Here is an 11,181-nt window from a genome sequence, read left to right as displayed (position 1 = left end):
CCCCGGCACCTCACACCCCGGGCCCTCCCGCGCCGGGAAGGCGAATTGAGTACATGCGCCCATGCCGCGCGCAGAGCACCGCCCGAAGATGGGGAGATGCGCTTTCGTGCGGTCATCGCGGCCACGTACACGGCCCTCGTCCTCGGCGCGTCCGTCGTGACGTACCTCGATGGACGGGATGAAGCCGGATACATCCCCCTGCTCCTCCTCGTCGACCTTCCCCTGCTCGCCTTCCTGCCCGCGCCGGATCCGGAGTGGAGCCGGGCGGGGGATCTCGCCCTCCCGACGGCCGCCGGGCTCCTCCAGGCCGCGGTCCTCTGGGCCGCCGCGCTGGTGCCGGTCAAGCGGAGAACCGGGGGATCCGGCTGAAGGCAAGGGAAGCAGGGGGAGAACGGGAGGTGGGCTTTGCCCCGGTCGAGGGGGGAATTCCTAGAATGGAGACACCACCGTGAATACGGGGGTCACTGAAGACCTCCGAGCGCGGGGCCACTGAAGACCTCATGGCACGCTCACGGCGGCCACGCCCGGGAGGCACGGTGCAGAGACACCGCAGCCACCGGGCGCGCCATGTGCGGGGGCCGCACAGGTCACGATCTCGCCACAAGAACGCCCCCTGAGCAGCACTTTCGCGGACACTGCCCGGCTTGGGCGGTATTCATCATGAGTGACCGTTTTTTCGCTGCGCTTCGTCCGGACCGCGGCGCTCCCGACCCTCGCCGCCGCGCTGGGGATCGCGGCGCCGACCCTGGTCCTCTGGTCCCGGCTGCCGGCCGACGTCGCCGTGGGGTGGGGCGCGGAGGGCGCGCCCTATTACGTGCTCGCCAAAGGCCTGTTCCTTACCGCCCCGCTCTGCGTCGCGCTCTTGGCGGCCCTGTTCGTGCTGCGTTCACGCGTCGCCGCCTGGGCGCTCTTCGCGGGACTCGTCTACGCGCAGGCCCTCGCGCTCTGGGCGAACCTCGACCGGGCGGACGGCCACTCCGCGCGGCACCTGCCCGGCTCCGTCTCCGCGCCCATCCTGGTGGCCGGGACGACGTTCCTCGTGGCCCTCTGGAAGGCCGACCGTTCGGACGGCCCGGGCGGCAGGCGCCACAGGCCGGAGGGCCCCTACTGGACGGGCAGGTCGCAGAACACCTGGGTGATGGCCGGAGGCGTCGCCCAGCTCCTCTCCCAGGCCATCGCGTACACCGGTGCCCTCCCGGGACCCGAGCCCGTCCTTCCCCTGGTCGCCACCGGACTGTTCTTCTGCGCCACCGCGTCGGTCGAGGTGACCGCGGACAGGTCCGGGGTGCGGTTCGCCTACGGCCCCGGCGGGCTCGTCCGGCGCAGGCGCCCGCTGGAGAAGCTCGCGTCGGCCGGAACGGTCCCGACCGGCCGGCCCTGGTTCCTGCACCTCGGCCTTGGCGGCTTCCCCGGTGACGCGCGGCTCTCCCTGCACGGGGGCGACGCGCTCGTCCTGACCGACCGCACCGGCGGCACGTTCACCGCCTCCATCAGGGACGCGGAGACCGGCGCCGCCGTCATCAACGAGCTCATCGCCGCCACGCGCCGCAGCCGCCGCCCGGCCCCCGCCTCCTGACGCGCCGACTTGCCGGAACGGCAAACCCGTTTGGCGGAAAGGCCCGCCGCAGGCGATGCTCGGGAGTCCGGCCCGAACGAAGGAGCACCACGGTGAGCACTGGGGAGACCGGCGCGGCGACCACGAGCGCCGAAGCCTGGAACGAGCGGTACCGGCAGAGCGACCGGATCTGGAGCGGGCGGCCCAACCGCGTCCTCGTCGAGGAGGCCGCGGACCTCCCCTCGGGCCGGGCGCTCGATCTCGGCTGCGGTGAGGGCGCCGACGCCGTCTGGCTGGCCGGACGGGGCTGGAAGGTCACCGCGACCGACATCTCGGAGGTCGCCCTGGAGCGGGCCGCCGGCCACGCCGCCGACGCCGGGGTGACGGTCGACTTCCAGCGGCACGATCTCGACACGTCCTTCCCCGAGGGCGAGTTCGACCTGGTCACCGCGATGTTCTTCCACTCCTTCGCCGCCCTGGACCGCGAGCCGGTCCTGCGCAGGGCCGCCGCCGCGCTGGCCCCGGGCGGGCGGCTGCTGATCGTCAGCCACGCCGGGTTCCCGGCGTGGCACGAGGGCGACGAGCACGAGGACGTCCGCTTCCCGACGCCCGACGAGATCGTGGCCGACCTCGAACTGCCCGCCGAAGGCTGGGAGGTGCTCCAGGCCGCCGAGCACGAGAAGGAGGTCTTCCGGCCCGACGGCGAGCGGGCCACCCGGTGGGACAACACGGTCCTCGTGCGGCGCCTGCCCGGCTGAGGCGGGTCGGACCGGTTTGGGCGGTACCTGCCGCGGGGCAGGTTCCGGACGTGGCCGTCCATGATCCGGAACTGCGCACCAGGACGTTGAAGGCAGCCCACCGCCTGCTCGTCGTCGCTCTGTGGGCGCTGGCGATCTGGGCGGTGTGGCAGGTCAAGGAGGTGGCGATCCCGCTGGTGATCGCCGTCCTCATCGCCTCGGTGACGATCCCGCCGACGAACCGGCTGATCCGGCGCGGCATGAACCCGGCGGCGGCCACCGCGATCGTGTGGCTGACGCTGATCGCGGCCGGGACCGTGCTGGTCCTGCTGCTGGTCCCGCCGACGATCAGCGGCTTCTCGCAGCTCGCCGAGAGCTTCGACTCCTTCACCGTGACGATCCAGGACCTCGCCGGCCGGTTCGGCCTCGACGAGGCGCGCATCGCCGAGTACACGCGGCAGGGCCGCGACTGGATCGCCGGGCACTCCAGCAACATCGCCGGGGGCGCGCTCACCGGGGTGATCGCCACGGGCGAGGTGCTGGTCGGCGCGGTCCTGGCGTTCGTGCTGGCGATCTACTTCACGCACGGCGGCAACCGGCTCGTCGGCTGGCTCGCCGAGCTGCTGCCGCCGTCGGTGCGCGGCGGCCTGCACGACGGGGCCGAGGTCGTCTTCGACGTCATGGGCAGATACGTGCGCGGTGTCGCGATCGTCGGGTTCGTCGACGGGTTCTTCATCGGCCTCGCCCTGTGGATACTCGGCGTGCCGATCGCGGTGCCGCTGGCCGTCCTCACCTGGGTGGGCGCGTTCCTGCCGCTGGTCGGCGCGTTCCTCGCCGGGACCCTCGCCGCGATCGTCGCGTTCGTGGCCAAGGGCTGGGTCGTGGCGCTGATCGTGGTGGGCGTCACGGTCGCCGTCCAGCAGATCGAGGGCCACATCCTCGCCCCGCAGATCTACGGCCGCGCCTTGGCGCTCCCCGGGGCGGTCATCCTTCTGGCGATCGCCCTGGGCAGTGCCGTCGCGGGCATCGCGGGCGCCTTCCTCGCCGCGCCCATCGCCTCGGTGACGGTCGCGCTGCTGCGGCGCGCCCGGCACCGCGCCGAGGCGGCGGAGCACCCGGACGCCGTCGGGGAGTCGGGCGCGACCGCCGCCGAAGCCTGATGTCGATCTTCCGTCCCGGTGCGTCCGGCGGCCGGGGAACCGCGCGGTAGCCTGCCCTGACGCGATCCGACCGGCACGAAGGAGCGGCGACGCATGGGCGCAGGCCACCACCACGGACCGTCCGGGGACTCCCCCGCGGAGGCGCCGGGAACGCTGCGCTGGGCGCTCGCGCTGATCGTCCCGCTGGCCGTGGCGACACTCGCCGGACTGGTCTGGCTGTGGCCGTCGGACAAACCGGACACCTCCGCTCAGGGCACCCTGTCCCGGCACAAGGCGACCATCGTCGAGGTCGTCCTGGGCGAGTGCGCGAAAGCCGCGGACGCCCCCATCGACGTCAGCGGCGAGCCCACGGCGGCCGCCGCCGAGCCCGTCGATCCGCGCCGCTGCGGCACCGCGACGATCCAGTTCGCCTCCGGCCCCGCCGAGGGCGGCTACGCGACCGTCAGCCTCCCGACGGGCCCCGGCACGCACCTCTACGAGGCGGGTGACGACGTCCTGGTGATCGAGACGCCGGGCACGACGGGCCTCGACCGGTACCTCCTGTCCGACCACGACAGGTCGGACCCGCTCTGGATCATCGCCGCCGCGTTCGTCCTGGCCGTCGTGGCGTTCGGCAGGTGGCGCGGGCTCGCCGCGCTCGCCGGGCTGGCGCTGACGTTCACGCTGCTCGTGCTGTTCCTCATCCCGGCGATCCTCGCGGGCGGCCCGCCGCTGCTCGTCGCGATCGTGTGCGCCGCCGCGATCATCCTCACGGTGCTCTACCTGACGCACGGGTTCACCCCGACGACCACCCTCGCGGTGCTCGGCACCCTCGCCGCGCTCGCGCTCACCGGGCTGCTCGCGACCGCGGCGATCGGCCTGGCGAACCTCAACGGGATCACCGACGAGAGCAGCTTCTACCTCGACTACAACTACGCGATCAACACCCGGGGCCTGCTGCTCGCGAGCATCATCATCGGCTCCCTCGGCGTGCTGGACGACGTGACCGTCACCCAGGCGGCGACGGTCCGGGAGCTCTCCGCGGCGAACCCGTCGGCCGGTTTCGGCGAGCTGTACCGGGCGGGCGCGCGGGTGGGCCGCGCGCACATCGCCTCGGTGATCAACACGATCGTGCTGGCCTACGCGGGCGCGTCGCTGCCGCTCCTGCTGCTGTTCCGGATCGGCGACCAGTCGGTCGGCGACGTGCTCACCAACCCCGTCGTCGCCCAGGAGATCGTGCGCAGCGCCGCGGGGACGCTCGGCCTGATCGCCGCGGTGCCGCTCACCACGGCCCTGGCGGCCTTCACCGCGGCCCGCGCCCGGCGCTCTCCGACGCCGCGGCCCGCCATGACGGTCCCGGCGGCACGCGCTGAAGATCACCGGGCTTGACACCTGGCTCAAGTCCGACATGTTTCCCCTTATGGGAAATCTCGTACTCGACCGTGTCTCCAAGAGTTACGGCCCGCGCCAAGCATTGGACGAGCTGGGCTTCGAGGTGAAGGAAGGAGAGATCTTCGGATTCGTCGGCAGCAACGGGGCCGGCAAGACGACGGCGATGCGGATCGTGCTCGGCGTCCTCGCCGCCGACTCCGGCGAGATCCGCTGGGACGGCGCCCCGCTCGGCGACGCGGTGCGCCGCACGATCGGCTACATGCCGGAGGAACGCGGCCTCTACCCCAAGATGAAGGTCCGCGACCAGCTCGTCTACCTCGCCCGGCTGCGGGGCCTTTCCGCGCCCGCCGCCCGCGCCGCGACCGACGCCTGGCTGGCCCGGCTCGGGGTCGCCGAGCGCGCCGAGGACGAGGTGCAGAAGCTCAGCCTCGGCAACCAGCAGCGGGTCCAGCTCGCCGCCGCGCTCGTGCACGATCCGCGCCTCCTCGTGCTGGACGAGCCGTTCTCCGGGCTCGACCCGGTGGCCGTCGACGTCATGAGCGACGTGCTGCGCGAGAAGGCCGCCGAAGGCGTCCCCGTCGTCTTCTCCAGCCACCAGCTCGACCTGGTCGAACGCCTCTGCCACCGGGTCGGGATCGTGCGCGCCGGGCGGATGGTCGCGCTCGGCACCGTCGCGGAACTGCGCGCGGACGGAACGGCCCGCCTCGTCGTCGAGATCGAGGGGGCGGCGCCCGGATGGGCCGCCGCCGTGCCCGGGTTCACCCGGGAGGAGGACGGCTCCTACACCCCGGGCCCCGGCGCCGACGAGCAGGCGCTCCTGCGGGCCGCCCTCGACGCCGGCCGCGTCACCGAGTTCTCCTGGCGCAGACCCGGGCTCACCGAGCTGTTCCGCGAGACCGTCGCCGGTGACGCCCCGAAGGGAGCCGCCGCGTGAACGCGTTCGCGGAGATCCGGCTGGTCGCCTCGCGGGAGCTCGCCCGCCTGCGGACCCGCATGTTCCTGATCGTCACCGGCGGCATGATGGCGCTGATCGTGGGCGCCCTCATCGCGCTGAAACTGCTCGGCGGCTCCCCCGCCCTGGCCGTCGGGTTCGCCGACTCGGCCACCCGCGCCCAGGTCGTCGGGGTCACCGAGGCGGCGGGCCTCGAGATCGAACCGCGCACCGTCACGGACGAGGCCGCGGGCGAGCGGCTGGTCTCCGACGGCGACCTCGACGCGCTCGTCCTGGACGGCCCGCTCCGCCTCGTCGTCAAGGACGAACCGGACGACGACCTGCGCGGCGCCCTCACCGGCCTGGCCCGGCAGATCGCCCTCGACGCCGAACTGACCGGCGCGGGCCTCGACCCGAACGCGGTCGCCGCCGCGGTCGGCCGCGCCGACGTCGAGATCGTCTCCCTGGAGGGGACCGACGACCTGCGCGAGCAGCGGATCGGCCTTTCGGTCGGCCTGTCTCTGATCCTCTTCATAGTGCTCCAGACGACGGGGGTGCTCGTCGCCCAGGGCGTCGTGGAGGAGAAGGCGAGCCGTGTCGTCGAACTGCTGCTCAGCGCGGTCCGGCCGTGGCGGCTCATGGCGGGCAAGGTCCTCGGCCTCGGCCTCGTCGGGCTCGTCCAGATCGGCCTGGTCGCCGCCGCGGGCGTCACCGCCCAGGTCGCGACGGGCGTGCTCGGGATCTCCCTGGGCGCGCTGCTGGGCACCGCGGCCTGGGCGCTGCTGTGGTTCCTCGTGGGCTACACGATCTACGCGCTGCTGTACGCGTCGGCGGCCTCGACCGTCGCGCGGCAGGAGGAGATCGGCGGTGTCACCGCGCCCATCCAGATCCTGCTGATCATCCCGTACATGGCCGCCTTCACCGTGCTGCCCGCCGACCCCGACGGCCCCGCGGCGCGCGTCCTGTCCTACATCCCTTTCTTCGCCCCCATCCTCATGCCCGTCCGCGGCGCGTTCGGCGCCCCCTGGTGGGAGCAGGCCCTCGCCCTTCTGCCCGCGCTCCTCACGATCGGGGCCCTGATCTGGTTCTCCGGCCGCGTCTACACCTACTCGGTGCTGCGCATGGGCGGCCGGGTGTCCCTCAAGGAGGCGCTCAAGGGCAGGTGAGCGGGCCGGGAATGCGGGAGGGGGCGGGCGTGTTGTGCCGGGCGTGACGGTTCGTCCCGACCACGAAAGGACCCAGGAATGAGGAAGGGAATCCACCCCGAGTACCGCCCGGTCGTCTTCCGCGACAAGAGCGCCGACACGCTCTTCCTGACCCGCTCGACGGTGTCGAGCGACAAGACCGTGGAGTGGACGGACGGCAAGACCTACCCCGTCGTCGACGTGGACGTCTCGTCCGCGAGCCACCCGTTCTACACGGGCCGCGGCCGCACGATCGACACCGCGGGCCGCATCGAGCAGTTCCAGCGCCGGTACGGCAAGCGCAAGTAAAGCGCCCGAAGGGGGCGGATCCACCCGGATCCGCCCCCTTTGCGTTTTCCGGGACCCGGGTGACAGGGGCCACAGGGCCCTTTGCCAGGATCGACAGGCGATCACCGCCCCCTCCGGGGCCCGAAGCGAGGAGCCACCATGACCGAGACCGCCCAGACGCCCCCCGCCGACGACGTCGTCATCGTGGAGCGGTCCGGCGCGGTGGCGCTGGTCCGGCTGAACCGGCCGGAGGCGCGCAACGCGCTCAACACCGCCCTGATGACGGGCCTGCTGCGCGTCCTCGGAGAACTGGACGCCGATCCCGGGGTGCACGCGATCGTGCTCACCGGCACCGGGAAGGCGTTCTGCGCGGGCCTCGACCTCCGCGAGCTGGGTTCCAGCGGCGGGAACCTCGGATTCGGCACGCCGAGCCCCGGCGCGGCGCCGAACACCCCGTGGCCGCCGCTGCGCACGCCGCTGATCGGCGCGATCAACGGCCCGGCCGTCACCGGCGGATTCGAGCTGGCCCTGAACTGCGACGTCCTCATCGGCTCCGAGCAGGCCTCATTCGCCGACACCCACGCCCGGGTTGGGGTGCTGCCCGGCTGGGGCCTGTCGGTGCTGCTGCCGCTGGTCGTGGGCCGGGGCAACGCCCGCCGGATGAGCCTGACCGGCGACTACCTGCACGCCGCGGAGGCCCTGCGGGTGGGGCTGCTCACCCAGGTCGTCCCGGCCGACGAACTGGTGCCCGCCGCGCTCGCACTGGCCGAGACGATCGCCCGGAACGACCCGGCGGCCGTCCAGACCTACCTCGCCTCCTACAAGGCGATCGAGGAGGCCCAGATCGGCGAGGGCTACCGGGTCGAGTCCGACACCTCCACGGGCTGGCTCGAGGCGACGTTCGACCCGGCGAAGGTCGAGGCGCGCAGGCAGGCCATCATCGACCGCGGAAAGGCGCAGACGGCCCGCTAGGCGAACGGCGGCGAATCCCAAGGCCCGGCAATGATTGTCCAGGCTCACTTCTTTCACTCCATAGGCGCATATAGCGTTGTTAGTGACAGAGAAATAAGAAGCAAGGGGAATCACCATGAAGGTCATGCCGCTGGTCGCCGCCGCGACCCTCGCCCTCAGCGGATTCGCAGCAGTCCCCGCCGCCAACGCGGCGACGGCCCGGCAGGCCGACTGCCGGACGTACTCCAGCGTCTCGGTCTGCGGCACGGTCCAGCTCGACGCCCAGCAGAGCAAGTGCGTGAACACCTCGGTCGCCCAGGGCATGACCGAGCGCAGGGCCGAGGTCGAGTGCACCGCCTTCGGGTCCTGACCCGCCCCCGTCGCGGCCCCCGCGACCCCCGCGAGAGAACGAACCCTCCGCCCCGAGATTTCCCGCGATCCGCCGAGACACCTTCCGCCTTTGACCGGCGGTTCGCGGGAGCAAAGCGAAAGCGCGTCACTCTCTACGAGAGAGCGGCGCGCTTTCGCATTTTCCTGCTCTTTTACCCCCAATTAGGGAGTAGGCGAACCTTGTGGCTCGGATCGCATTTTCACGAACCGGCCAGCTCGTACGTCCGGACATAGTCGAACTTCGCGGTGGCGCCCGGGAGATTCAGCGAGATCAGGCCGATCCGAGGGGCCGTCCGGTAGGGCGTCGACCATGATCCGGCCCAGGTCCAGTGCGCCCCGTCGGTGCTGGAGGCCGCCCTGACCCGGTTCTGGCCGTCGACCTGGGTGTAGGCCAGGCGCAGCCAGAGCACCGAGGCGGCCGGGCCGCCGAACATCGGGCCGCTGGAGACCGCCTCGGGCGGGGTCGTCGTCGGGCGCTCGGCCTCCTTGTTGAACTCCGTGACGTGCAGGAAGCCCAGGTTGTTCAGGAGCGGCAGGACCGAGTGGGCGAGCTTGAAGTACCTGTCGTCGTTCTCGTACAGCACGAGGCCGGCCTGCTGGTTGCCGAGCCGCCCGTCGAAGGTCAACCTGGTCTCGACGAGGTAGTCGCCCTCGGGCGCGTCGCGGAGCAGGACCGAGGCGGTGTTGGTGGTCCGGTAGAGCTCGGCGGCCTGGGTGGGCCAGGTCAGCGCGCCGCCGCCGGTCGTCGCCGCGGTCGCCTTCTCGCCGCGGACCCAGCTCCAGGCCGCGTCGGCCGCCTCGGGACGGCCGGTGCCGTCGAACTCGTCGGAGTAGGCGGGCAGGAGGGCGCCCGGCTCCGGCTCGGCGACGCGCTCGGTCACGGGGGTGTAGAGCGGGGCCGCGCCGAGGTTGTCCGCGTCGACCCGGCCGCCCCGGGTGGCCGCGCCGATCCTGCCGAAGTCCGGCGCGCCGGCCGGGAGATCCACGGCGACCTCGGCGACGGGGTCGCGCAGCCGGTCGGCGGAGAGCGCCGCGGTGATCTCGTTCCCGCGCCGCTCGACGGCGACGTTCTGCCAGGTGGTGTAGGAGAAGCCCGCCGGGAGCGGGGCGCTCGTCTCGGTGGTCGCGCCCTTGATCGTCGTCGCGACGGTGAACAGGCCGCGGGTGCGGTCGATCCACGCGGTGATCGAGTTCTTGTCGTTCTTGTGCGCGACGACGAGCCCCGCGGCGCCGCCCGTGCCCTCGCCGAGCCGGAGGTCGCCCTCGATCCGGACGTCGCCCTTGACCTGCTTCTTGGCCAGCTGGAGTGACGCGCCGGAGGCCGGGGAGGTCAGGTGGCCGCCCGCGTCGGGGTCGGCGGCGACGGTCCAGTCGGTGAACCAGCCGTCGAGGGCGTCCGCGCCGTTGAAGTCTCCGCCGGTCTCGAACGCGGCGACCGGGGCCTCCTCCCGCTCGGTGGACGGGCCCGCGCCGGCCCGCACGACGGGCCAGCCGTCGATCCAGTCGAGCCGGTCGATGAGCAGGGGGCGGCGGCTCAGGTTCGTCAGGGTGCCGCCCCACGGGCCGATGACGGGCGGGAAGTCCGGCTCGTCCTCGGAGATCGCGTGGTAGACCAGCCAGTCCTGGCCGGACAGGTCGGTCTGGAGCGCGTTGTGGCCGGGGCCGATCCAGGTGTCGCCGTTGGCCGCGAGGACGATGCCGTCCTTGCTCGTCAGGTCCATCAGATCGGCGCCGCTCGGCGTGGTGAACGGGCCGAGGGGGTTGTCGGCGCGGCCCGCCTTGACGGTGTAGCCGCTGAACGCGCCGTCGCAGCAGCCGCCGTCGGAGTAGAAGAGGTAGTACCAGCCGTCGCGGCGGACCACATAGCCGCCTTCGGCGCGGCGGCCCCGGGCGATCTGGGTGATCGGGCCGGTGAGCGCCGTGGCGTCGGCGTTCATCTTGGACACGCAGATCGTGTCGTAACTGCCCCAGTACAGGTAGTGCTGTCCGCCCACGTCGGTGAACAGGGACTGGTCGATGTTGCCCGTCGGGCAGCCGCTGCCGCCCGCCGGGATCAGCCTTCCCCCGTCCGTCCAGGGTCCCGCGGCGGACGCGCTGACGGCGAGGCCGACTCCGCCGTTCGAGAGCGAGTACGTCAGGTGGTACTCGCCGTCGACGTAGCGGATGTCGGGGGCCCAGGGCCGGGTCCCGGTGGGCCACCAGGACGGGCGCTGCGCGAACGGGAAGACCTCGCCGACGTAGGTCCAGTGGACCAGGTCGGTGGAGCGGACGACCGGGAGGATGCGCTCGCGGGTGTCGCCCTGCCCGATGAACACCGCGTTCGTCGTGCCGTACGCGTACCAGGCGCCGTCCTTGGCCTTGATCATCGCAGGGTCGGGCAGGGTGTCCACGGCGCCCGCGGAGACCGGGTTGGCGTACCCCTCGGCCGGTGCCGCGAGGGCCGCGCGCTGCGGCGCGCCCACGAGGCCGGCGGCGGCCACGAGCGCCGCCGCGACGACCGCGATCCGCGCTCGGAGACCGGCATGGCCCATCGAACTGATCACTCTCTCCCCTTATGCCGATACTTCGGAGGAAATCTTCACTGGTGCAGTGGACCTTAACGATCATTAAGACC

At 72.5% G+C, this 11,181-nt stretch carries 11 protein-coding genes; 10 read left to right on the top strand and 1 reads right to left on the bottom strand.

All coding sequences use genetic code 11. The features are described 5' to 3' along the window. Positions 1-96 precede the first annotated feature (96 nt). The 10 genes from EDD29_RS09020 (at position 97) to EDD29_RS08975 (ending at position 8,547) form a co-directional block, all read left to right on the top strand. Positions 97-369 carry a hypothetical protein gene (locus tag EDD29_RS09020; protein ID WP_123663957.1) on the top strand — a complete coding sequence of 91 codons (273 nt, stop codon included), beginning with the start codon at positions 97-99 and terminating at the stop codon, positions 367-369. A gap of 295 nt (positions 370-664) precedes the next feature. Next, positions 665-1,576 carry a hypothetical protein gene (locus EDD29_RS09015; protein WP_123663956.1) on the top strand — a complete coding sequence of 304 codons (912 nt, stop codon included), beginning with the start codon at positions 665-667 and terminating at the stop codon, positions 1,574-1,576. 92 nt (positions 1,577-1,668) lie between these two features. Further along, positions 1,669-2,313, top strand: a complete 645-nt coding sequence (locus EDD29_RS09010; RefSeq protein ID WP_123663955.1) for a class I SAM-dependent methyltransferase — start codon at positions 1,669-1,671, stop codon at positions 2,311-2,313. Positions 2,314-2,363: 50 nt separating this feature from the next. Continuing rightward, positions 2,364-3,452, top strand: a complete 1,089-nt coding sequence (locus EDD29_RS09005) for an AI-2E family transporter (protein ID WP_170201325.1) — start codon at positions 2,364-2,366, stop codon at positions 3,450-3,452. A 93-nt stretch (positions 3,453-3,545) separates the two neighbouring features. Beyond that, on the top strand, positions 3,546-4,820 hold the full coding sequence (locus tag EDD29_RS09000; RefSeq protein WP_123663953.1) for a YibE/F family protein: 1,275 nt from the start codon (positions 3,546-3,548) through the stop codon (positions 4,818-4,820). Between the two features lie 31 nt (positions 4,821-4,851). Next, complete coding sequence (locus EDD29_RS08995) at positions 4,852-5,757, top strand: ABC transporter ATP-binding protein (RefSeq protein ID WP_123663952.1); 906 nt, start codon at positions 4,852-4,854, stop codon at positions 5,755-5,757. Then, the gene (locus tag EDD29_RS08990) at positions 5,754-6,920 is read left to right on the top strand and encodes an ABC transporter permease (RefSeq protein ID WP_123663951.1); all 1,167 of its coding nucleotides are present in this window, start codon (positions 5,754-5,756) and stop codon (positions 6,918-6,920) included. Before EDD29_RS08995 ends, EDD29_RS08990 begins: the two co-directional genes overlap by 4 nt. Positions 6,921-6,998: 78 nt before the next feature. Beyond that, a complete protein-coding gene (locus EDD29_RS08985) occupies positions 6,999-7,247 on the top strand; it encodes a type B 50S ribosomal protein L31 (protein WP_123663950.1) in 249 nt (82 codons plus the stop codon). A 138-nt stretch (positions 7,248-7,385) separates the two neighbouring features. After that, positions 7,386-8,198 carry an enoyl-CoA hydratase gene (locus tag EDD29_RS08980; RefSeq protein WP_123663949.1) on the top strand — a complete coding sequence of 271 codons (813 nt, stop codon included), beginning with the start codon at positions 7,386-7,388 and terminating at the stop codon, positions 8,196-8,198. Positions 8,199-8,313: 115 nt separating this feature from the next. Next, a complete protein-coding gene (locus tag EDD29_RS08975; protein WP_123663948.1) occupies positions 8,314-8,547 on the top strand; it encodes a hypothetical protein in 234 nt (77 codons plus the stop codon). Positions 8,548-8,767: 220 nt separating this feature from the next. Here EDD29_RS08975 and EDD29_RS08970 read toward each other — a convergent pair whose 3' ends face one another. Next, positions 8,768-11,110: a family 43 glycosylhydrolase gene (locus EDD29_RS08970; protein ID WP_211359609.1), complete on the bottom strand. Its 2,343-nt coding sequence runs from the start codon at positions 11,108-11,110 to the stop codon at positions 8,768-8,770. Positions 11,111-11,181 lie beyond the last annotated feature (71 nt).

This window comes from Actinocorallia herbida (assembly GCF_003751225.1).
Lineage (GTDB): Bacteria > Actinomycetota > Actinomycetes > Streptosporangiales > Streptosporangiaceae > Actinocorallia > Actinocorallia herbida.
Note: the sequence above shows the minus strand (reverse complement) of the source record. Positions and strands in the feature narration are given on the sequence as shown.